This is a genomic window from Streptomyces sp. NPDC047974 (genome assembly GCF_040653375.1).
GTDB lineage: Bacteria > Actinomycetota > Actinomycetes > Streptomycetales > Streptomycetaceae > Streptomyces.
This window is the reverse complement of the sequence record NZ_JBEZNU010000005.1, coordinates 29979-53168: the sequence shown is the minus strand read 5'-3', so window position 1 is coordinate 53168 and position 23190 is coordinate 29979. Positions and strand designations below refer to the sequence as shown.

Below are 23190 nucleotides of genomic sequence, written 5' to 3'. Positions count from 1 at the left end.
ATGAAGATTCCGTGAACCGGTACTCGATATAGGTTTTACGGTGTCCGTCGACGGTCCGATATCGAATCGGCGTTCTTGCCATCGCCGGTGACTCGCACATAGGCTCCGTTTCACAATTGTGTATCGGGGGAAGCCAATGTTGCGCATAAAGGTCTCCAGCGAAGACATACAGCGGCTGAGGATGGTACATACTTTAGGCCCCGTGTCCGAAGCGGTCTTCGCTCTGCACCACTTCGGACGAGACCGGGCGCGCGGCGGCGTCGGCTGGCACAAGGTCGTCCGCGAGCGCCTCGGCGGCGATCTCCCCGCCGTCAACGAGGTCGTGTCCCAGTACCAGGTGATTCCGGACCTCCTGTGGCTGCTGGAGCACGGCGGGACCGACGCGGAGTCGGTGCCGACGGCCGTACGGGCCCGCGCCCGCAGTCTCGCGCAGATCGTCTTCCTCTTCTGCAACGTCGGAGTCCTGCCCTACTGGTCGCAGTTGAGAGCCCGGCTGGAGATCGAGCGCGACGTACGCGGACGGATCGCCATCACCAACGGCGTCGAGATCCTGCTCGCGGGGCTGCACCCCAAAGTCACCTGGGAGTCCTCGGAGCTGCGCATCGCCTCCGACGTCGACCGCGAGATCCAGCTCGACGGGCGCGGCCTGATCCTGAGCCCCTCGCTCTTCCTCCCCGACAAGACGTGCGTGTTCGTCCGCTCCGAGCGCCAGACCAGCCTGCCGGCGCTCGTCTTCTCGGTCCCCCTGGACCTCCACCTCCTGGAGTCCCCCGCCGACGAGCCGGGAACCGCGGGCGACCGGGCGCTCGCCGCCCTGGTCGGAGCGACCCGCGCGGCCGCACTCCGCGCGCTGTCCGAGAGCGGCACCACCGGTGATCTGTCCGACCGGCTCGGCATCTCCCTGTCCGGCGCCAGCAGACAGGCCACCGTCCTGCGCGAGGCAGGGCTGATCACGACCCTGCGCAACCGCACGACCGCCATGCACACCCTCACACCGCTCGGTCTGGCGCTCCTGCAGCGGGAGCTGCCCACCGAGGCTCCCGGGCACGCGGACGGCCCGCGGGCGGGCGCGCGGCGCGGCGGACCGCTCCCCTCCGCCGGGAACGGTCACCCGGCCGAGGGGAGAGGGAGACCCGCGCGCGTGCCCGGCGTCGCGGGACCGGGCACGCGCCCGGGCGAGGCCGCGGACAGGGCCTAGGGCATGACCCGGGTCTCGACCACGCGCCCCGCGGCGAGCAGCACCACCGCGTCGGCCCGTTCCAGCGAGGCCAGGTCCTCGGCCGAGGCGAGGACGCACAGCCCCCGCCGGTCCACCGCGTCGCGCAGCACGTCCAGGACCGCCGCGGCGGAGTCGGCGGGAAGGCCGCGCGTGAGGCCGTCGGCGATCAGCACGTCGGGGGAGTCGGCCACGGCGAGCGCGACCGCGGCGGCGCGCCGCCCCCGCTCCGTCAGGTCGTCCACCGGGGTGTCGCGTTCCTCCCACAGGTCCAGCCGCCGCATGGCGTCCCCCAGCGCCGCGGCGCCTTCCGGCGGCAGCAGGCCGAGGGCCGCCGCGAGCGTGCCCGCTCCGGCCGGCCGGTCCGCCGCCGGCAGGAGCCCCAGATGCGCGAGCCGGAGGCCCTCGGCGAGACGGACCTCGCCCTCCGTCGGCCGGTCCAGACCCGCGGCGCACCGCAGGACCCCCGTCCTGTCCGCGGCCGACGGCCCGGTCAAGGCCGTCCAGGTGCCACGCTCGCAGGCGAACGACACGTTCTCGATCACGTATCCGGCCTCGGTTCCCCCGGCTCGGATCGCGCCGGCGCGGCTGAGCCGCAGGGCCGGATGATGCTCAGTCATGGTGGTCTCATTCCCCGTTCGGGAGGTTGGTTGTGCAACCGGTCCGCCGTCCCCGTTCCACTCCGGCGGAGGTGGGCCGCGCTCGTCCGCCTCTCTATCCCGGCATTCGGCCTGACCAGCATGCTAGGGCGTCCGTCGGCACGGGGCCCATACCGTCAGCCCGAGGGAAAGAACTACAGCCCACTGCAATGCGCGTGGCGTTCCGGTCTGTTCCGGTGCTCCGTGCCCTGGCGCCGTGGCTGCGGGCCACCGTCTACCTGCTCAGGGAACTCGGCACCGCCGTCACGAGCCTGCTGTCGGTCCTCCTCCTCTGCCACCCGAGCATGCGTCGGTCGTGGGCCGACTGGCACCGGCAGCGCGCCGCGCGCCTCCTCGGCCGCGAGACCCCCTCCCGGGACGTCGACCTGCCCCGCCTCCTGCGCTGGCTCGCCCTGCACGTCACCTTCGGCGTGGCCTGCGGGCTCGCCGCGCTGATCTGCGTCGGCAACGCGCTGCTGCTCCTCATGGGCCTCCTGCTGCCCTGGGTGCTCCCGACGCGCGAGCGTCCGGAGACGGTGCTGGACATCCCGATGGCCGGCTGGCCGGAGGCCGTCGGCAGCCCCTCGGTGGGGTCCGTCCTGTTCGCCCTGGGCTGCCTGGCCCTGCCGACGCTCGCCACCGGGTACGCCCGGCTGACGCTCGCCGCGCTCTCGACGTCCCGTACCCAGGCCCTGGCCGACCGGGTGGCGACGCTCACCCGTACCCGCAGCGACGCGCTCGAGACGCACGCCGCGGAGCTGCGCCGGATCGAGCGCGACCTCCACGACGGCACCCAGGCCCGGCTGGTGGCCGTGGCCATGCGGCTGGCGATGGCCCGCCGGTGTCTGGACGGCGACCAGGCCACCCTCGTCCGGATGCTGCGCGAGGCGACCGAGATCACGGAGGAGGCGATGGTCGAGCTCCGCGAGGTCCTGCGCGGGATCTACCCGCCCATCCTCGCCGACCGGGGCCTGCCGGGTGCCCTGCGCACCGTCGCCGCGCGCGGGGGTGTGCCGGTCGCGATCGACATCGGCGACCTGCGCCGGATCCCGGCCGCCATCGAGGCGGTCGCCTACTTCGTGGTCACCGAGGCGCTGACGAACGTGGCCAAACACAGCCGGGCCACGGAGGCCGCGCTGCGGGTGTCCCGCGTCGACGACGTGCTGAGGGTCGTCGTCACCGACAACGGCGTGGGCGGCGCGCGCGAGACCGGCGGCAGCGGGCTGGCAGGGCTCCGCGGCCGGGCGCACGCGCTCGACGGCACCGTCGACGTCGTCAGCCCGTCGGGCGGGCCCACCACGATCACCGTGGAGCTGCCGTGCGGATAGTCATCGCGGAGGACAACGTCCTGCTCGCCTCCGGCCTCGAACTGCTGCTGACCCACGCCGGCTACGAGGTGGCCGAGGTCGCCGGCGACGCCGGGGCGTTCCTGGCCGCGGTGGAGCGGCACCGCCCATCCGCCACGATCGTCGACGTACGGCTGCCGCCGTCGTTCCGGGACGAGGGGATCAGGGCCGCGATCGAGGCCCGGCGGCTCCGCCCCGACCTGCCCGTCCTCGTCCTCTCCCAGTACGTCGAGCACACCTACGCGTCCGAACTGCTCTCCGGCAGCGGGGGCGGGGTGGGCTATCTGCTCAAGGACCGCATCAGCCGGGTGGACGAGTTCCTGGAGGCGCTCGACCGGGTGGCCTCCGGTGGGACCGCGCTCGACCCCGACGTGGTGGCCCAGTTGCTGACGGGGCGCACGGGGCCGCTGTCCGCGCTCACCCGCCGGGAACGGGAGGTCCTGGGGCTCATGGCGGAGGGGCACGACAACGCCACGCTGGCCAGGAAACTGAGCATCACGGACAGCGCCGTGCACAAGCACATCGGCAGCATCTTCGCGAAGTTCGACCTCTCGGAGGCGGACGCCGGACATCGCCGGGTCCTGGCCGTGCTGACCTATCTGGAGGCCCGCTGACGGCAGGAACCGCCCGGCGGCGAAGCGGCGGGCGCGTCCACGGCACGGGCGCCCGCCGCTTCCCCGGCGCTACTTCCGCCGGACCGAGAGCCTTCCGCTGATCTGCACCCGGTCGACCCCGCCGGTCGCCGGGTCGCGCACGAACCGCCCGAGGTACGGCATCGGCGCGCGCGGACCGCCGCCGGAGGGCGTGCGGAAGGCGAGGTCCTCACCGACGAGGAGACGGACCGGCGCCGCTCCGTCGACCGACAACAGGAGCGCGTCGCCCTCGGCGTCCACCCGGCACGACCACCCGCCGTTCACGTACCGCCCCGCGCATCCGGGAGCCGCCGGCGCGGCACCGGACCCTCCCGCGTCGCGCGGGTGGTCGCCGACCCGCAGGCCCGTCCCGGCCAGCCGCCCGAGCAGCGACTCCCACAGGCGCGCGCCGGTGCTGCCGCCGGCGGTCAGCGCCACCACCGTCCCCGTCGACGGGTGCACGCGCAGATGGCTCCACGCGCCGTCCCCCGTGCCGTCATGGCCGAACCAGGTCCCGTACCGTGACCATCCGGCGCCCCAGCCGTCCGCGAGCCCGTAGGCGCCGACGTCGAGTCCTTCCGTGACGTCCTCCCTCATCGCCGCCGCCGTCGCGGCGTCGATCAGGCCCGCGCCGGGGCCGAGGCCCAGGTGCGCGGCACCGAACGCCGCGAGGTCGCGGGCGGAGAGGCACAGGCCGGCCGCCGGGTCCTCCAGCGGCGGCACGGACTGTTCACGGACCGGCAGGGCCGGGCCGTCCGGGCGCACCAGATGGCCGGCGGCGACCGGTCCGGCACTCTCCCGCCCCAGGGGGCGCAGCAGCATCGCCTCGACCGCCTCGGCCCAGTCGAGGCCCGTGATCTCCTCGACCAGCCGGCCGGCGATGAGGTAGCCCGGGTTGGAGTACGAGAAGACCGTGCCCGGTTCGTGCACCGCCAGTTCCGGCGCGTAGCGGGCGAGCCACCGGGCGCGGGTGGTCCCCGGCGGCGACTCCGTCGTGTTGGCCGCCAGCCCCGCCGTGTGACCGAGTACCTGACGCAGCGTGAACTCCGGGCCGTCCCGCAGCTCCGCCAGCTGGTCCGAGAGCGGCTCGTCCAGGTCCGCGTCGCCGTCGGAGACCAGCAGGGCCGCGAGCGTGGCGGTGAACGGCTTGGTCAGCGACCCGAGCGGGAAGGCCGTCTCCGCCGTCACCGGCCGGCCCGACCCGGCCTCCTCCTCACCCGTCTCCGCGGTGAGGAGGAGGCCGTCGCGCCAGACGGCCAACTGGGCGCCGGGGACGCCGTGCAGGAGCGCGAGCTCCGTCAGCATGCCCTTCACCGGTGCTCCTCCGTCCCGAGAGCGGGGTCGCACAGCCGGGCGATCTCCCGCAGCGCCGCTGCCAGTTCGGCGCCCACCCCGTCGATGGTGCCGGGGTCGTGGAGATTGACCGAGTAGTACAGGTCGAAGCCGAGCCGTCCGTCGTGGACCGCGCCGACCACCTCCAGCGCCTGCACGACCCGCTCGCGGCCGTCCTGCTCCTCGCCGAGCGCCTCGTGGAAGGCGTGGAACAGGGAGCGGTCGGCCGTCTGCGTGATCTCCCCGGTCTGGCTGTGGTAGTTGAACAGCACCGCCGGGGGAGTGTGCTCCGCCGCCGCGGTGCCGGTCCCGGTGAGGTGCCGCAGCGCTCCGTGGCCGAGCCCGTTGCCGGGTACGGCGCGCAGGCAGCGCCGTACCGAGCGTACGACGGCGGGCCAGTCGGCTCGTCCGCCCGTCCGGCCGGGCACCTCCAGGGCCACCGGGTACGAGCTGGTGAACCAGCCGACGGTGCGGGACAGATCGACGTCGTCGAAGATCTCCTCCCGGCCGTGGCCCTCCATCTCGATCACCAGCCGGTCGTCGCCGGACCAGCGGCACATCGTCCACGCCAGCGCGGCGAGCAGCACGTCGCTGACCCGGGCCCGGAACCTGCCCGGTGCCTTGTGCAGCAGGGCCGAGGTCTCCTCCCGCCCGAGCCGCACCGGCGTGATGCGCCGCGACGCCACCACGTTCGGTCCCGGCCCGTCGGCCGGCAGCGGCGTCGGCCCGGGCACGGCGTCCCAGTGCTCCGTCTGGTCCGCGAAGCCGCCGTCGGCCGTGTGTGCCGCGAGCCGCGTGGCCCACTGCCGGAACGAGGAGGTCTTGGCGCCGAGGTCGATCGCCTCGCCGCCGACGGCCTGCCGGTACGCGAGGTCCAGGTCGTGGTTGACGATCCGCCAGGACACCGCGTCGATCACGAGGTGGTGCACGGTGAGGTGGAGGTGGGCCCGCCGGTCCGGGCCCAGGTCGAACAGGACCGCCCGCAGGAGCGGACCCGTGGCCAGGTCGAGGCCGCTGTCGGCCGCCGCCGCGATCCGGTCCATGGCCGGCGGCAGCTCCTCGTCGGGCAGTCCCGACAGGTCGTGGCGCTCGAACGGTTCGCCGGTCTCGGCGGGGGCGTTCCACTGGGACCAGCGGCCCTGCCCGTCGCGCGTGTACCGCATCCGCAAGGCGTCGTGATGGGCGACGACCGCGGCGAGCGCGGTCCGCAGGGCCGCTTCGTCGGTGCCTGCCGCGAGCTCGACGTGGACCGACTGGACGAGGTGCTGCGGCGCGACCGCGTGACGGGCGAAGAACGCGTGCTGGATCGGGGTGAGCGGCACCTCACCGGTCTCGGCGTCCTGGGTGGCGGCGATCCTGCGGTCCCGGCCGGCGGCGGCGACGAGCTGCTCGACCGTCGGGTGGCGGAACAGGTCGCTGGACGAGACCTGGAGCCCTGCCCGCCGGCTCCTGAACACGATCTGGATGCTGAGGATCGAATCGCCGCCGAGATCGAAGAAGTCGTCCGTGACGCCGACCGACTCCACGCCGAGGACCTCCGCCCAGATCGCGGCCATCGTGCCCTCGTCGGCCGTGCGGGGCGCGACCGGGCCGTGTCCGTCCGCGGCGGCCGAGGGCTCCGGCAGGGCACGGCGGTCGACCTTGCCGTGCGGGGTGAGCGGCATCCGCTCCATCGGCACCAGCGCGGCCGGGACCATGTACGAGGGCAGGCGCGAGGCGAGGTACCGGGTCAGTTCGGCCGGGTCCTGCTCCGAGACGACGTATCCGACGAGCCGCCGTTGGCCCGGCCGGTCCTCACGGAGGACGACCGCCGCCCCCGCCACGTCCGGGTGCGCGGTGAGGGCCCGCTCGACCTCGCCGAGTTCGATGCGGTAACCGCGCAGCTTCACCTGGTCGTCGGTACGGCCGACGAACTCCAGTGTCCCGTCGGGACGCCGGCGCATGAGGTCGCCGGAGCGGTACATGCGGGAGCCGGGGGCGCCGAACGGGTCCGGCAGGAAGCGCTCGGCGGTCATCCCGGGCCGGTCCCGGTAGCCGCGGCACACGCCGTCACCGGCGAGGTACGCCTCCCCGGTCACCCCCACCGGCACCACCCGGAGGTCCCGGTCGAGCAGGTAGACCCGGGCGTCGGCGGTCGGCCGGCCGACCGGGACGGTACGCCCGGGCGGACCGCCGTGCTCGACAGGGAAGCACGTCGCGGTCACCGAGCACTCGGTGGGCCCGTACGCGTTGACGATCCGCAGCTCGGGCAGCCGGTCCAGGACCCGCGCGCAGTGCGGCGCGGACAGCGCCTCACCGCCCACCACGACCCTGCGCAGCCCCGCGAGGATGCCCGGGTCGGTGTCGGCGACGGCGTGGAAGAAGCCCGCCGAGAACGACATGGCCTCCACCTTGTGGTCGGACAGGAACGTGTCGAGCTCGTCCACCGAGCGGAAGTCGCCGGGCCGCACGGCCAGGCACGCGCCGCCGAGCAGCGCCTGCCACAGCTCGTTCTGCGCGGCGTCGAAGGAGATCGAGTGGTGCTGGGCGATCGTCGCCGCGTCGCCGAAGGTGTGCTCGCCCGCGGCCCGTACCAGGCGGACGAGGCCGCGGTGGGTGACCATGCTCGCCTTGGGGGTGCCGGTCGAGCCCGAGGTGTACACCAGCACGGCGAGGTTGTCCGGCACGGTGCGCGAGGGCGGGGGCCCGTCGACGGCCCCCGGCCGCAGCTCGTCGGTCAGCAGGACCTGTGCCGGGGTCGACGGCAGGCCCGGGGCGAGCGCGGCGCTGGTCAGCAGCACCGGCACACCCGAGTCGCGGAAGAGATGCGCCAGGCGCTCGGCCGGGTACCCGGGGTCGAGCGGCACGTACGCGCCGCCCGCCTTGAGGACGGCGAGCATCGCCGTGATCATCTCGGCGCCACCGGGCAGGCAGATGCCCACCGGCACCTCCGGGCCGACCCCCCGTCCGGCGAACTCGTGGGCGAGTCGGTCGGAGAGGGCGTCCAGTTCGCCGTAGGTGAGCCGGGTGTCGCCGGCGACGACCGCGGGCCGGTCGGGGTGCTCGCGGGCGACCTCCGCGAAGAGTTCGTGCAGGCACCGCTCGGGGTATCCGGATGGGGTGCCGTTGAACTCCTCGACCAGGAGGTCGAGTTCGGCACCGCGGACCATGGGCAGGTCCCGCAGGACGGCGTCGGGTGCCGTGACCATGGCGTCGAGGACGCCGAGCAGGTGATCGGCGAACCGGCGCGCCGTGGTGTCGTCGAAGAGGCGCGGGTCGTAACCGAGCCGCAGATGCAGCCCGCCCACCAGGTGGGCCACGCACGTCAGCGGGAAGTTCGACGTCTCCAGGCCGGCCAGCGACCGCACGTCGAGGCCGTGCCGCCCGGCCGCCTGCTCGTCGTAGGGGAAGTTCTCGAAGACCACGCAGCTCTCGAAGAGGTCGGTGCCCGCCGGGATCGCGGCCCACCGCCGCACCTCGGAGAGGGAGACGTACTCGTACTGGCGGCCGTCGAGCTGCTGGACCTGGATCTCGCGCAGCCAGGACCGCAGCTCGCTGTCGGGCGAGACGGTCAGCCGGGCGGGCAGCGTGTTGATGAACAGCCCGATCATGCCGTCCGAGCCCGGCAGATCCGCCGGTCGGCCCCCGACGGTGGTGCCGAAACAGACCTGCCGGTCCCCGCTGTACCGGGACAGCAGCAGGGCCCAGGCGCCCTGGAGCAGCGTGTTGACGGTCACCCGCGCCTCGCGCGCGAAGCGTTCGAGGCGCGCGGTCTCCTCCGCGGTGAGCGCGAGGTCGACGTGCCCGGTGTCGCGGGACTGGTGGGAGCGCAGCGGCGGCCGGTCGTACGGCAGCGCGGTGGGCGCGGAGAAGCCGGCGAGCAGCCCGGTCCAGTACGCCTGGGCGGCGGCGGTGTCCTGCTCCTGCAGCCAGCGCACGTACGCGCGGAACGGGCGTCGGGGCCGCGGCGGTTCGGTCTCGCGTCCGCTCAGCGCGGCGTGTTCGGCGAACACCTCGCCGAGGACGTCGGCGAAGCTCCAGCCGTCCAGGATCAGGTGGTGCGAGGAGTACCGCACATGGACCCGGGAAGGGGAGAGCCGGGCCAGGTGCAGCCGCAGCAGCGGCGGCCGCGACAGGTCCAGCGGTTCGGCGGGGGTCTCGGCCAGGAGGCGGGCGCGCTCCAGCTGCTGGGTCTCCGTCAGCTCCGACCAGTCCTCGACGACGACGGGTACGCGGACGTTCCGGTGGACCACCTGCAGCGGGCGTCCGCCCTCGGCGTCGGCGATCGCGGTGCGGAGCACGGGCGTCCGGTCGACGACCCGCTGCCATGCCTCGGCCAGCAGCGCAGGGTCGGCGACGCCGTCGAGGACGAGCGAGACGTGGGTGAGGTAGATGTCCTCCTCGTGCGCGTCGAGCGAGTGGAACAGCAGACCGCTCTGCATCGGCGTGAGCGGGTAGACGTCCTCGACCGTGCGCCCGTCCCCGGCGATCCGGTCGACGCCGGCCTGGTCGAGTCCGGCGAGCGGGAAGTCCGAGGGGGTGCATCCGCCGGACCGGGCGCAGTGCGCCGCGATCCCGGCGAGCGCCTCGGTGAACCGTGCCGCGAGGCCGGCGACGGTGGCCTCGTCGTGGAGCGCGGTGGAGTACTCCCAGGAGAACTCCAGCCGGCCGCCGCGGACCATGCCGGTGACCTCCAGGAGGTTCGGGCGGGTCAGGTCGGGGCCCCGGTCCGGCGCCGGGCTCGGACGCCAGGCGCGCAGCAGGCCGTCACCCGTGGCCACGTCGAAGTGGCCGTGGTAGTTGAACCCGACCTGGACGCGGGCGGCGCCGAGGCCGGCGTCCTCGGTGAGGTGGCGCAGGGCGCCGTACCCGAGGCCGGCCCCGGGCACCCCGCGCAGGGTCTCCTTGACGGCCTTGAGGCGGGTGCCCCAGTCCTCGCCCGGTACGGGCAGCACCACGGGGAAGAGGGTGGTGAACCAGCCGGCGGTGCGGGAGAGGTCGACGTCGTCGAAGAGGCTCTCGCGGCCGTGGCCCTCCAGCTCGACGGCGACGGCCTCGCCACCGGTCCAGCCGGTGAGCACCGCCGCGAGCGCGGTCAGCAGGACGTCGTTGACCCGGGTGCGGTACGCCGCGGGCACGTCCCGCAGCAGCGCCCTGGTCAGCTCGGGGTCGAGAACGGTCTCGACCGTACGGGCGTGGGCGAGGGTGTCCGGACCCTCGCGGTCCTGGGGCAGCGGCGGGCAGGCGGCGGACGCGGCCTCCACGGCCCGCCAGTACGGACGTTCGTCGGCGAAGCGGCCGGCGGCGGCCGCCTCGGTCAGCCGCGTCGCCCACTCGCGGAAACCGGTGGACTTCTCCGGGAGGACGACCGGCAGGCCCCGCGCGGCCTGCTCGTAGGCGAGTTCGAGGTCGGCGAGCAGCACCCGCCAGGTGACCCCGTCGACGACCAGGTGGTGCGCCGTGACGAACAGCCGGTCGGGTTCGGGGGCACCCGCGAAGAGCACCGCGGCGCACAGCGGCCCGGTGTCGAGCCGGAAGCCGGTCTGTGCCGCGGTGACCGCCTCCCGGACGGCCCGTTCGCGGTCCGGGCCGTCGAGCTCCGACAGGTCGACCACGCGGAAGGGCAGCCCCGTCCCGGCGGGCGGGCAGTGCTGACGCCAGGTGCCGTCGGTGGGGGAGGCGCGCAGCCGCAGCGCGTCGTGGTGGTCGAGCAGCGCCGCCACGGCCGCGCGCAGGGCGGCCGGGTCGGTGCCGGGGGCGAGCTCGACGAACATCGACTGGTTGAAATGGGTGGCGCCCGACGGGTACTGCTCGAAGTACCAGCGCTGCACCGGGGTGAGCGGCACGTCCCCGACCGCGGGGGCGGGCGCCCGCGGCGTCGCCGGCCGGTCCGCTGCCTGGACGACGGCCGCCAGATCGGCCACGCTCTGGTGGAGGAAGATCTGCTTGGCGGTCAGGCGCAGGCCGGCCCGCCGTGCCTTCGACACCACCTGCAGACCGACGATCGAGTCGCCGCCCAGCTCGAAGAAGTTGTCGCCGACGCCGACCGTGCCGGGCGGCAGGCCCAGGACCTCGGCCCAGACCGCGGCGAGCGCGGCCTCGACGGGGTTGCGCGGCGGCACGTGGGCCCCGCCCGCCTGGTCGGTGAACGCGGGGGTGGGCAGCGCCTTGCGGTCGAGGGTGCCGCTCGGGGTCGCCGGAAGCCCGTCGAGCACGGTGAGCGCGGACGGGATCGCCGGGTCGGGGACCGTCTCCGCCAGGAAGGCGCGGAGCTCGCCGAGGGACGGCGCGACCCCGTCGGCGACCAGGTAGCCGACGAGCCGGTCGCGGCCGGCCGGGTCGGTCCGTACGGCGGCGGCCGCGGCGGCGACGCCCGGGTGGCGCAGCAGGGCGGCCTCGACCTCGCCGAGCTCCACCCGGAAGCCGCGGATCTTGACCTGGTCGTCCGCGCGCCCGAGGTACTCCAGGTTCCCGTCCGGCCGCCAGCGCCCGATGTCGCCGGTCCGGTAGAGGGGCCCGCCGGTGAACGGGTCCTCCAGGAAGCGCTGCGCGGTGAGCTCGGGACGGTTCCAGTAGCCCTGCGCCACCCCGTCGCCACCGATGTGGATCTCGCCGGGCACGCCGACGGGCACGGGGCGCATCAGGGCGTCGAGCACGTACGCACGGGTGTTGCCCAGGGGCCGGCCGACGGGCACGACCGCCGAGGCGGCCGGGGCGCCGGGCAGCAGCCGGTACGTCGTGGAGTCCACGGTGGTCTCGGTGGCGCCGTAGTTGTTGGTGACCACGGCGTCGGCGGGGAGCAGGTCCAGGACCGCCGCCGCGTCGTCGGCCAGCCAGGCCTCCGAACCGACCGCGAGGACGCGCAGCGAGTCCGCCCGGCCGCCGCTCCAGGACAGCTCCTGGGCGACCGCCCTGGCCAGCGACGGCGTGGTCACGAGGAGGTCCGGCCGGACCTCGGTGATCAGCGCGGCCAGCGCGGGCGGGTCGGTGATCACCTCGGCCGGACAGATCACCATCTCGCCGCCGTACATCGCGGACATCAGGAAGTCGCCCAGGAACAGGTCGACGGCGAGGCTGGACACCGACAGACTGCGGGCCCGCAGCCCCGTGAGGTCGTACCGGGCGTCCCAGGCGCGCATCATGTGGAGGGCGTTGCGGTGGCTGACCATCACGCCTTTGGGGCGGCCCGTCGAGCCGGAGGTGTAGACCACGTACGCGAGGTCGTCCGGCCCGGCCGTGGCGGCGGGGGCCGTGGCGGGGTGGCGGGCGAGGGCGTCCGCGTCGGCGTCGAGCCGTACGGTGGTCCAGGGACCCTCGCCGATCGCCGCCGAATCGGTGATCAGGACCGGCGCGGCGGCGTCCTCCAGCATCATGGTGAGCCGCTGCTCGGGGTGTTCCGGGTCGAGCGGGACGAACGCGCCGCCGGCCTTGAGGACGGCGAGCAGGGCGACCATCGCGTCCACACCGCGGCCGAGGCGGACACCGGTCAGCGTGCCCGGGCGCACGCCGGCCGCGACGAGGTGGTGGGCGAGCCGGTTGGCCCGCGCGGCCAGTTCGGCGAAGGTGAGCCGCCGGACCCCGTCGCTCACCGCCACGGAGTCCGGGGTCGCGGCCGCCCGCTCGTCGAAGAGCCGGTGCAGGGTCCGCGCGGCCGGAACCGGGAGCTCGGGACCCTGCCAGTCGACGGTCAGGGCGCGCAGCTCCTCGGCCGGCAGCATGGACAGACCGGCCAGCGGGGCCGAGGGCTCCCGCGACACGGCGCGCAGCAGGGTGACGAGGTGGCCGCCGAGCCGCTCGACGGTCGCCCGGTCGAAGAGGTCGGTGCTGTACTCCAGGTAGCAGACCAGCGAGGAGTCGTCCTCGTAGAAGTCGAACGTGAGGTCCAGCTTCGCGACGTCGACCGGGGGCTGGATCTCGGTGACCTCCAGCCCCCGGAAGTCCGGCAGGGTCGCGGCCATGTTCTGCAGGTTGACCATCACCTGGACCAGTGGCGGCCGGGACGCGTCCCGTTCGGGACGCAGCGTGTCGACGAGGCGCTGGAAGGGGACCTCGTCGTGGGCGAAGGCGTCGAGCAGCCCGCCGCGCACCCGGTCGAGCAGCTCCGTGAAGGTCAGCGACTCGTCCACCTGCGAGCGGAGGACGACGGTGTTGATGAAGAAGCCGATCAGGCTCTCCAGTTCGGGCCGCTGCCGACCCAGGGTCACCGTGCCGACGGCCACGTCGGAATCCCCGCGGTACCGGGCCAGCAGCACCTTCGTCACCGTGACCAGGCTCATGAACAGTGTGGCGTCCCGACCGCGGCTCAGCCGCCGCAGGCCGTCCAGCACGTCGGCCGGGATCTCCACGGGAAGGGTCGCGCCCGCCGGCGTACGGACCGGGGGCCGGGGGCGGTCGGTGGGCAGATCGGCCGGGCGCATCCCGGCGAGCCGCTCACGCCAGTAGGCGAGCTGCCCGTCCACCGCGGCGGACCGCTCGCGCTCCCACACGGCGTAGTCTGCGTACTGCACGGGCACGGGCGGCAGTACCGGCTCGGCGCCGACGGCCACGGCCTCGTAGGCGGTGGCCAGTTCGGCGAGCAGCGGCCCGGTCGACCAGCCGTCGCACACGAGGTGGTGCATGGCGAGCACGAGCACGTGCTCCCGGGAGTCCACGCGCAGCAGGGTGGCGCGCAGCAGCGGTCCGCGGCGCAGGTCGAACGGCCTGTTCATCTCCGCCGAGAGGAACCGCTCGACCGCGGCCCCGGCATCGGGCCCCGACACGTCGACGAGGGGCAGCGCCCGCTCGGTGTGCTCGTGCACGACCTGGACTCCACGGCCGTCGACCGAGTCGAAGGTGGTACGGAGGATCTCGTGCCGGCGCACCACCCGTTCGAGCGCGGCGGTGAGTGCCGCGGCGTCGAGGCCGCCGCTCAGCCGCAGCGCGCGCAGCGTGTTGTACTCGGCGCTGTCGGGCTCCAGTTCGGCAAGGAACCAGAGCCGCTCCTGCGCGGAGGACATCGGCAGCACGCCGTCGCGGCGGACGGCCGGGATGGGCCGGTCCTCGGGTTCCGACTCGCCGGCGAGGCGCCGCAGCAGCTCCGCCTGCAGGTGTGCCGGTACGGACGAGAACGTCTCGTCGGGCTGGGACATCTGCGTTCCTCTCTGGTTCAGATCCGGCCGGACGCTTCGGGACCGGGGGCGGCGATCAGGCTGGCGAGGACGCGCTCCTGGACGATTCCGGCGAGGTCGCGCACATGACGCTGTTCGAAGAGGTCCTTCGGGGAGATCGCTATGCCGAACGCCGCGCGCATGCGGACGGCGAGGCGGAGGGCGTTGACCGAGTCGCCGCCGAGGTCGAGGAAGCCGTCGTGCGCGCCGACCCGGGGCACGGCCAGCACCTCGCCCCAGATCAGGCAGAGCGCCTCCTCGGTGGGATTGGCCGGCGCCACGTACGACTCCTCGTCCGTACGCGCCTTCACCTCGGGCAGGGCCGCCCGGTCGAGCTTGCCGTTGCGGGTGACCGGCAGCACGGGCAGCGTCACCACGGCGGCCGGGACCATGTAGGCGGGGACGTGGCGGGCGACGTGCTCGCGGAGCTCGTCCCCCGACGGCAGACCGTCGCGCGGCACCACGTACGCGACGAGCCGCTTGCCGGCGTCGTCGGACCGCACGACGACCGCGGCCTCGGCCACCGCCTCGTGCCGCAGCAGCACGTTCTCGACCTCACGCGGCTCCACGCGGAAGCCCCGGATCTTGACCTGGTCGTCCGCACGGCCGGCGAACGCCAGCGTGCCGTCCGGGTTCCAGCGGACCAGGTCGCCGGTGCGGTACAGCCGGGCACCCGGCCGCCCGAACGGGTCGGCCACGAAGCGCTCCGCCGTCAGCTCCGGCCGCCCCACGTAGCCGCGGCCGACGCCCTCGCCGCCCAAGTAGAGCTCTCCCGTCACCCCCGGGGGCACGGGACGCAGCCGGTCGTCGAGGACGTAGGCGCTGGTGTTGGGGATCGGGCGGCCGATCGGGACGTTGTCGTACCGGACGCCGGGTTCCACGGGGAACAGCGTGGCGGCGACCGAGCATTCGCTGGGACCGTATCCGTTGAGCAGGCGGCGACCCGGCGACCACGCGGCCGCGACGTCCGGAGTCAGGACCTCTCCGCCGGTGGTGAGGGACTCCAGCCGCGGCAGTGCCTCCGGGTCGAGGACCGGCAGCACGGTCGGCGGCCCGGTGACGGCGTGGATGTCGGCCTCGCGCAACTGCTCGACGAGCTCGGCGCCGCCGTACGTCCCGGTGGTCAGGGGAGCGACCAGGGTGGCGCCGCCCGCGAGCGAGCCGAGCAGCACGAGGGACGCGGCGTCGAAGCTCATGGGGGTGAGCTGGTAGGTCCGGCTGCCCGGGCGCACGTGCAGCGGGATGAACGTCTCGACCGTGTTGACCATGGACCGGTGCTCGATCATGGTGCCCTTGGGCCGCCCGGTCGAGCCCGAGGTGTACACGATGTACAGGAGGTCGCGCGGGCTGCCGTGGTCCGGCGGGGCCGTCGCCGGCCGGCCGGCGATGACGGGCCACTCCTCGTCCAGCAGGACCAGCGGGGTCGTCGCCCCCGCGAACACCCCGGCGTGGGCGGCGTGGGTGAGCACCACCGCCGGGCGCGCCTCCTCCAGGATCGCGGCGGCGCGCGCGGCGGGGTAGTCGGGGTCGATCGGTACGTACGCTCCGCCGGCCTTGAGCGTGCCGAGGACACCCACGACCAGATCGGGACCGCGTTCGACGGACACCCCCACGACCACCTCCGGGCCGACCCCGAGACCGGTCAGGTGGTGGGCGAGCCGGTTGGACCGCTCCTCGACCTCCGCGTAGGTCAGCCGGTGCTCGCCGCGTTCGACGGCGACGGTGTCGGGCCACCGGGCGGCGCGCTCGCTGATGACGCGGTGCAGGCGTCGCTCGATGGAGTACGGGGACGGCGGGGCCGTGCCCCAGTCGTCGAGGATCAGCTCCCGCTCGGCGCCGGTCAGCGCGGTCACGTCGCCGACGCTCGGCGCCCCTCCGCCGGCCAGCCCGTCCAGCACGGTGATCAGCCGGGCGGCGACCCGCTCCACGGTGGCCGCGTCGTAGATCGTCTCGTCGTAGAGCAGCCGCATGACCAGCGACGCGTCGGGGAACACGCTGAGCGCGAGCGGGTAGTCGGTGGCGAACTCGACGTCGAACGCCTCGATCGCGGTCCGGTCGAAGGGATAGTTCTGGAACACGACGGCCGAGTGGAAGAGCGCCGTCCCGGGCGCCACGTCGGCGAAGGACTGCACGCGGTGGAGCGGCGCGTACCCGAACTCGCGCGCCGTGGCCAGCTCGCGCTGCAGCTCCTCCAGCCAGGCCGCGGTGGGCCGGTCGTCGTCCGCGAGGACCCGGACCGGCAGCGTGTTGATCATCATGCCGACCATCGACTCCACCCCGGGCAGCTGCGCCGGCCGCACCGCCGTGGTGGTGGCGAAGCAGACGTCCCGTTCGCCGCTCAGACGCGCCAGGAGGATCGCCCAGGCGCCCTGGACGAGGGTGTTCACGGTGAGACCGGTGCGCCGCGCGTACGCCGCCACCCGTGCGGCGGTCTCCTCCGGGACGGTCACGCGTACCGAGTGCCGGGTCGCGGGCCGGTGGCCCTCCGGCGGCTGCCGGTCCCCGGGCACCGCCACCGGGCTGGTGAAGCCCGCCAGCCGGCCGCGCCAGTACGCGTCGGCCGCGTCCAGGTCCTGCTCCGCGAACCAGCGCACGAAGTCCTGGAACGGCGGCCGCGTCGGCACCGGTTCGCCCCGGTACGCGTCGAGCACGTCCCGCAGCAGCTCCGCGGAGCTCCAGCCGTCGGTGAGGACATGGTGCATCGTCCAGACGAGCTGGACGGAGTCCGGGCCGAGCCGTGCGATCGTGACCCGGCTGAGAGGCGCGCGGGTGAGGTCGATTCCCGCGGCGCGGTCGGCGGCCAGCAGCTCCCGCAGCCGTGAGGGACGCTCCTCCTCCGGCACGGCACTCCAGTCCAGCTGCGTCACCGGCAGCGTCACCCCGTCCCTGACGATCTGGACGGGCTCCTCGACGTCCGCCCAGCGCAGGTCGCTGCGGAGCACCTCGTGCCGGTCGGTGGCCTCCTGCCAGACCCGGCCGAGCCGGCCGGGATCGGTGACGTCCCCCAGCCGGAGGACGAACTGGATCAGGTGCAGCGAGGGGTCGTCGAGCATGAGGGCGTCGAAGAGCATGCCGCTCTGCAGCGGGGTCAGGGGGTAACCGCCCGTTCGCCGCCCGCTGTCGGAGGTCGCCGGGGCCGTGGGCGCCGGGTCGAGCCGCGTCACCACACCGGCCATCGCCTCGACCGTCGGGTGGGCGAAGACGTCGGCCGTGCGCAGGGCGAGCCCCCGGGCCCGCGCCCGCGCGACCAGCTTCATGGCCAGCACCGAGTCGCCGCCCAGGGCGAAGAAGCCGTCGCGTGTGCCGACCCGGTCCCACCCGAGGGTCTCGGCCCAGACCTCGGCGAGCTCGCGCTCGGTGGCGGTGCCCGGCGCCCGGTACGCCTCGGCGCCGTCGGCCGGGGGCTCGGGCAGCGCGGAACGGTCCACCTTGCCGTTGGCGTTGACCGGCAGCCGGTCGGTCCACACGACGCGCGACGGCAGCATGAAGCCCGGAAGGCGCGTGGCCAGGTGGTCGAGCAGCTCGGTCTCGGCGCGCGGGCGCGGACCCGTCGGGTACGCGACGATGCCGCGCGTCGGGCCGCTCTCCCGCACCACGACGACGGCGTCCGTGACGCCGGGGCAGTCGCGCAGGGCGGCCTCGATCTCGCCCAGCTCGATCCGGAAGCCGCGGATCTTGACCTGGTGGTCGGTCCGGCCGAGGTACTCGATGAGCCCGTCCTCGGTCAGCCGTACCCGGTCGCCGGTGCGGTAGAGGCGGCCACCGGGCACGAACGGGTTGGCGACGAAGCGTTCGGCGGTCAGCGCGGGCCGCCCCCAGTACCCCCGGCCCGTGCCCTCACCGGCCAGGTACAGCTCGCCGACGGCGCCCGCGCCGACGGCCCGGAGCCGCTCGTCGAGCACATAGGCCTCCGTGTCGTCGAGGGCGGCGCCGATCAGGGTCGCGCCGCCGTGCGGGTCGCCCGGCGCCGTCCGGTGCACGGTGGCGAAGACGGTGCACTCGGTCGGGCCGTACGCGTTGACGACGGTGGTGTCCGGGCAGGCGCGCCGCACCTGTGCCATGGCCGCCTCCGACGGGACTTCGCCGCCGGCCCACACCTCCCTCAGCCCCGCGTAGCAGTCGGGCCGCTCTTCCGCGAAGAGCCGGAACAGCGCCGCGGTGAGGAAGACGGCCTCGGGACGGTGCTCGGCGACGAGCGCCGCCAGCCCCTCGGCGGTCGGATCCGGCGGGCCGATGACCACGCGGCCTCCGTTGAGCAGCGGCAGCCAGACCTCGTACGTGGACGCGTCGAAGGCGAGCGGCGCGTGGAACAGCGCGCAGCGGCCGAACGCGGCGCGCATCCGGGGCTCTTGTGCCAGCGCAGTGATGTTGCGGTGGGTGATGGCCACGCCCTTGGGCAGGCCGGTCGAGCCCGAGGTGTGCATGACGTACGCCAGTTGCTCCCGGTGGACGGTGACGCGCGGGGCGTCGGGGCGCCGGCCCGCGTCCGCACCGTCCACCAGGACCACGGGCGGTCCCGCGGTCGCCGCCCGGTCCGCGGTCGACCGGTCGGCGAGCAGGACGACCGCGTCGGTCTCGGCGAGGATCCAGCGGATCCGGTCGGCGGGGTAGCTCTCGTGCAGCGGCACGTAGACCCCACCCGCCTTGAGGACGGCCAGCATGGCGACGACCGTCTCCGGTGTGTGCCCCGAGCGGCCCGTCATCAGACCGACCCGTGCCTCGGCGCGCACCCCGGCGGCGACGAGGACGTGGGCCAGGTGATTGGCGCGCTCGTCCAGTTCGCGGTAGGTGAGGGTCGCGGCGGCATCGACGACCGCGGGCGCGCCGGGTTCCCGCCGGGCGTGCGCGGCGACGAGGTGGTGCACCGTCAGGCTCTCCGGGCCGACCGGTGCGTGGGCAGGAACGTGGGACATGCTCGGCCTCCACTAGAGACACGCGTGGCGCTCGGATATGTCGACGGTCGAGCTTCGCCCGTGCGGCCGCGCCGGCTCCACGTTCTTGAGCGGTGAGGAAACTGCCACCCGGCGCGGGGCGGCCGGGAACGCGGGAGAACAGGTGAGGCGTGGCCGAAGCCACGCCTCACCTGTGCCGATGGCCAGGACTCACCTGCGCCGATGGATCTCCCTCACTCGGGCCGATGGATCTCCGTCACTCGGGCCGGGCGACGGCCTCGGTGGCCGGGGGACGCAGGGCCAGCCTGGCCGGCAGCATCACGGCGGGCCACGCGATCGCGGCGGCGGCGGTCACGATGCCGAGGTACATCAGGGGAGGGATGGAGGGGAACACGGACTCGCGGATCGCATAGCTCATGCCGATCAGCGACGGCAGCGCCGCGAGCGTGCCGACGGCGACCGCGGAGAGGACGATGATGCCCGCCTCCCGCCGCATCATCGACCTGACCTGGTCGGCGCGCGTGCCGACCAGACGCAGCAGGGCGAACTCGCGGCGGCGTGAGATCGTCGCCATGACCAGGGTGTTGACGACGCCGATGGCGAGGTAGCCGAGCAGTACGGCGTTGAGCACGAGGCCGATGCCGTCGCCGCCCGCGTCACCGGTGGGCGCGGCGGTCAGCGCCCGGGCGTCCTGGAGCCGCAGGGTGGGATACGCCGTGAGCGCCGCGACCAGTCGCGCCTCCTGGTCGGTGTTCACCATCAGCCACTGGTCGAGGTGGTCCGTGGTGTGGCCGACGACCACGTCGTGGGGGAGGGTGACGTCGCCGAAGCCGAGCCCGTTCTCGTAGACCGCGACCACCGTGGCCTTCTCGACGGTGCCGTCGCCGAGGTGCACGTCGACGGTGCCGCCCACGTCGACGCCGACGGTGCCGGCGACGAGGCGGCTGAGGGCGGCCGTGGAACCGGTGAGCCCGTTCAGGTCTCCGCGCAGGACGCCCAGGTCCATGGTGTCCGGGACGGCGGCCGGGTCGACGCCCTGGGCGGTGGAGATCCGGTACTGGACGCCGCCCCCGCCGTCGGGCCAGGTGAGGATCGCGGAGGTCCGGACGACCCGGCCGACCGTGCGGACGCCCGGAACGTTCCGGAGCTCCTCGGCCAGTCCGGGGGAGATGCCCGCGCCGACGGAGGTCACCACATGGTCGGCGATCACGCCTTCGGCGGCCTGGTCCTGCGCGGTGGCGGCCAGCGTCGTGGCGCCGAACAGCTGCGCCGCCGCCATGGTCACCCCCATGATCAGCGGAGTGGTGGCGGAGCTGAGACGGCGGGCCCGCGCCCGGGAGTTGGCGATGGCGAGGAAACGGGTGACCCCGCCCGGCCGTCGGCCGAGCAGCGCCGCGATGCCGCCGAACAGCCTGGGCCCGAGCAGACCGACGGCGATCACCAGGACGAGGGCGGAGCTGGCGGCCCCTTCGATGGCGGCTTCACCTGGCAGGACGATCGGCAGCACGATCGCGACCGCGAGACCCGCGGGTACGAGCAGCACCCCGAGCGAGAGCCGGAACCAGCCGAGCTTCCTCGGCTCCACGTCCACGTCGCCGAGCGCCTCGACGGGACTGACCTTCGCGGCGCGCCGGGCGGCCAGCCAGCCGCCGATCCGGGCCGCGAGGACGCAGACCAGCAGGGCGCACAGCACGGGCAGGGGCGTGACCACCAGCGAGAACCCGGGCGGCAGCGCGCCGGCGGCGGTGAACCCGGAGTGCAGCAGCATCGCGAGCAGGACGCCGGGAACCGCGCCGAGTACGGCACCGATCCCGCCGACGAGCACCGCCTCGCCGCCGATCATGCGGAGGACCTGACGGGGGGTGGCGCCGACGGCTCGGAGCAGGGCCAGTTCACGGCGCCGCTGCTGCACCGACAGAGCCAGCGTGCCGGCGACCACGATGACCACGAGCAGGATCATGGTGGCGCCGAAGGCGCTGGCCACCTCGATGACGAAGGACCTCATCCGCCCGACGTCGAGGGTCTCGACATCGCTGCGGTCGTCGCCCGTGTACGTGGCCACGCCGGGCACGGCCCCGGCGATCCGGTCGGCGAGTTCACCGGGGTCGGTCCCCGGCGCGGCCACCACGCCGATCGCGTCCACCGTGCCGGGCGTGCCGTGGAGCGCCGCCGCCCGGTCCTCGGTGAAGAAGACCGCGGACTGCCGGTGGAGCGGGACCGCGGGCGCGGCGACGCCGCTGACCCGGTACGCGGCCGGCTCCGACCCCGTCACGAGGGTGACCGTGTCTCCCGGAGCCACCCCGGCCCGCCGGGCGAGCGCGTCGTCGAGCACGACCTCCCCACCGGCGCGCGGGGGAGCGCCCGAGCGCAGCGTGAACGGCGCGAGCGCGGAGGCGGACCAGCCGTGCCCGTAGACCGGCGGGCCGTCGAGGACGGCGCCGTCCCTGAGGACGCTCGTACGGACGCTGACGTCCCCGATCGCGGACTCGACCCCGGCGACGGCGGCGACCTTCGCCACCGTGGCGGTGGGCAGCCTGACCCGTTCGGAGAGCCGCGGGTCCGTATCGCCGTCGACGGGCATGGCCTGGTATCCGCCGACGACCACCGCCGCCCGGTGGTGCCGCTCCGCCGGGACGCCCGAGCTCAGCCCGGTCTCCAGGAGAACGCCGCACGCGCTGATCACGGCGGAACCGACCGCGACGGCGAGGAGGACCGCGGCGAAACCGCCCTTGCGGCCGCGGATCGTGCTCCAGGCCAGCGAGAGGTTCCGGCGCGAGAGCGTGCGCACCTTCGCCTTCTTCGCGCTCCCGCCCCCCTCGGGGGCCTCCGGCGCCGGCCGTGTCGTCAGGCCCGCCTGCACGGACCGACGGTCGCGGCTCACCAGTCACCCAGCCGGGTCATCCGGTCGGCCACCTGATCCGGCGTCGGCCGGGTGAGCTCACCGGCGAGCCGGCCGTCGGCCAGGAAGGTCACCGCGTCCGCGTGCGAGGCCGCGACCGGGTCGTGCGTCACCATCACCACGGTCTGGCCGGTCCGGTCGACGACCCCCCGCAGGAGTTCCAGGACCTGCTTGCCGGACCTGGTGTCGAGCGCGCCCGTCGGTTCGTCCGCGAAGATCACGTCGGGGGCCGTGACCAGGGCCCGGGCGATGGCCACCCGCTGCCGCTGACCGCCGGAGAGCTGACCGGGGTAGCGGTCGTCCAGGTCGGCGAGCCCGACGCCCGCCAGCTCGGCGCGCACCCGGTCGGTCGGCACCGGGGTGCCGGCCAGCCGGAACGGCAGGCCGACGTTGTCGGCGACGGTGAGCGAGTCGAGCAGGTTGTACGACTGGAAGACGAAGCCGACACGATCCCTTCGGATCTCGCTGAGCAGCTCCTCGCCCAGTCCGGCCAGCCTGATGTCGCCGAGGACCACCTCGCCCCGCGTGGGCCTGTCGAGCCCGGCCGCGCAGTGCAGGAAGGTGCTCTTGCCCGAGCCGGAGGGGCCCATGATCGCGAGGAAGGTTCCCCGCCGCACCGCCAGGCTGACGCCGTCCAGAGCTGTGACCGCATTTTTGCCGGAGCCGTAGATCTTTGTCACGGATTCCAATAAGAGCGCATGCCCGCCAGTCACCGCACACCCCTTTTCGTTTGTGCCGGGACGGTACCGGTCGGTGCCCCCGTCGATCAACCGGGAACCCTTGCCGTGGGTATTCACCCCGCACCGCCAGGCTGCGCGTGCACCGTCTTCGACCTGCGATCCTCCCCTCCTCGCGCACCGGTGCACCCGGCTGTCCGACCGGATTCCGATTCCCCTTGCGCAGCTGTTCACGGGCCGGTCGTCCCCTGTTCACGGACGGCCGCCGGAGGGGTCCCCTCTGCGAGGGCGTCCCGCCGGTCCGCTTCCGGCCGCGGCCACCGCCGGGACGACGCTCCGGCACCCGATGGCGTCCCGAACTGGGGATTTCACTCTGCGGGCAACAAGATGGCCCGTCCGTCCCCACCACCGAAATACTTCGTTCCGGCCAGGG

At 74.2% G+C, this 23190-nt stretch carries 9 protein-coding genes; 3 read left to right on the top strand and 6 right to left on the bottom strand.

The window, feature by feature from the left end:
* Positions 1-202: 202 nt before the first annotated feature.
* Complete coding sequence (locus AB0E19_RS09620; RefSeq protein ID WP_362175886.1) at positions 203-1198, top strand: winged helix-turn-helix domain-containing protein; 996 nt, start codon at positions 203-205, stop codon at positions 1196-1198.
* Here the strand turns inward: AB0E19_RS09620 and AB0E19_RS09615 are convergent.
* Positions 1195-1836 (bottom strand): ATP-binding cassette domain-containing protein, encoded by a 642-nt coding sequence (locus AB0E19_RS09615; protein WP_362175883.1) that lies wholly within the window; start codon positions 1834-1836, stop codon positions 1195-1197. The two genes, AB0E19_RS09620 and AB0E19_RS09615, sit on opposite strands and share 4 nt — an antisense overlap.
* Before the next feature lie 215 nt (positions 1837-2051).
* On the opposite strand from AB0E19_RS09615, the gene AB0E19_RS09610 reads away from it, so the two are divergent.
* Both AB0E19_RS09610 and AB0E19_RS09605 read left to right on the top strand, forming a co-directional pair.
* On the top strand, positions 2052-3182 hold the full coding sequence (locus AB0E19_RS09610) for a histidine kinase (protein ID WP_362175880.1): 1131 nt from the start codon (positions 2052-2054) through the stop codon (positions 3180-3182).
* Entirely contained in the window at positions 3173-3814 is a 642-nt protein-coding gene (locus AB0E19_RS09605; protein WP_362175877.1) for a response regulator transcription factor, read from the top strand. Before AB0E19_RS09610 ends, AB0E19_RS09605 begins: the two co-directional genes overlap by 10 nt.
* A gap of 69 nt (positions 3815-3883) precedes the next feature.
* Here AB0E19_RS09605 and AB0E19_RS09600 read toward each other — a convergent pair whose 3' ends face one another.
* The 5 genes from AB0E19_RS09600 to AB0E19_RS09580 form a co-directional block, all read right to left on the bottom strand.
* Positions 3884-5137, bottom strand: coding sequence for a serine hydrolase domain-containing protein (locus tag AB0E19_RS09600; RefSeq protein ID WP_362176575.1), 1254 nt, complete (start codon positions 5135-5137; stop codon positions 3884-3886).
* A 5-nt stretch (positions 5138-5142) separates the two neighbouring features.
* Entirely contained in the window at positions 5143-14271 is a 9129-nt protein-coding gene (locus tag AB0E19_RS09595) for an amino acid adenylation domain-containing protein (RefSeq protein ID WP_362175874.1), read from the bottom strand.
* A 17-nt stretch (positions 14272-14288) separates the two neighbouring features.
* Complete coding sequence (locus AB0E19_RS09590; RefSeq protein ID WP_362175871.1) at positions 14289-19202, bottom strand: amino acid adenylation domain-containing protein; 4914 nt, start codon at positions 19200-19202, stop codon at positions 14289-14291.
* Positions 19203-19437: 235 nt separating this feature from the next.
* Positions 19438-21969, bottom strand: a complete 2532-nt coding sequence (locus AB0E19_RS09585; RefSeq protein WP_362175868.1) for an ABC transporter permease — start codon at positions 21967-21969, stop codon at positions 19438-19440.
* 89 nt (positions 21970-22058) lie between these two features.
* A complete protein-coding gene (locus AB0E19_RS09580; protein WP_362175865.1) occupies positions 22059-22760 on the bottom strand; it encodes an ABC transporter ATP-binding protein in 702 nt (233 codons plus the stop codon).
* Positions 22761-23190 lie beyond the last annotated feature (430 nt).

Bases quoted from the DNA above. Each gene is read 5' to 3' on its own strand.
- AB0E19_RS09615 (WP_362175883.1), bottom strand. From the start codon at position 1,836: ATGACTGAGCATCATCCGGCCCTGCGGCTCAGCCGCGCCGGCGCGATC.
- AB0E19_RS09595 (WP_362175874.1), bottom strand. From the start codon at position 14,271: ATGTCCCAGCCCGACGAGACGTTCTCGTCCGTACCGGCACACCTGCAG.
- AB0E19_RS09590 (WP_362175871.1), bottom strand. From the start codon at position 19,202: ATGTCCCACGTTCCTGCCCACGCACCGGTCGGCCCGGAGAGCCTGACG.
- AB0E19_RS09600 (WP_362176575.1), bottom strand. From the start codon at position 5,137: ATGCTGACGGAGCTCGCGCTCCTGCACGGCGTCCCCGGCGCCCAGTTG.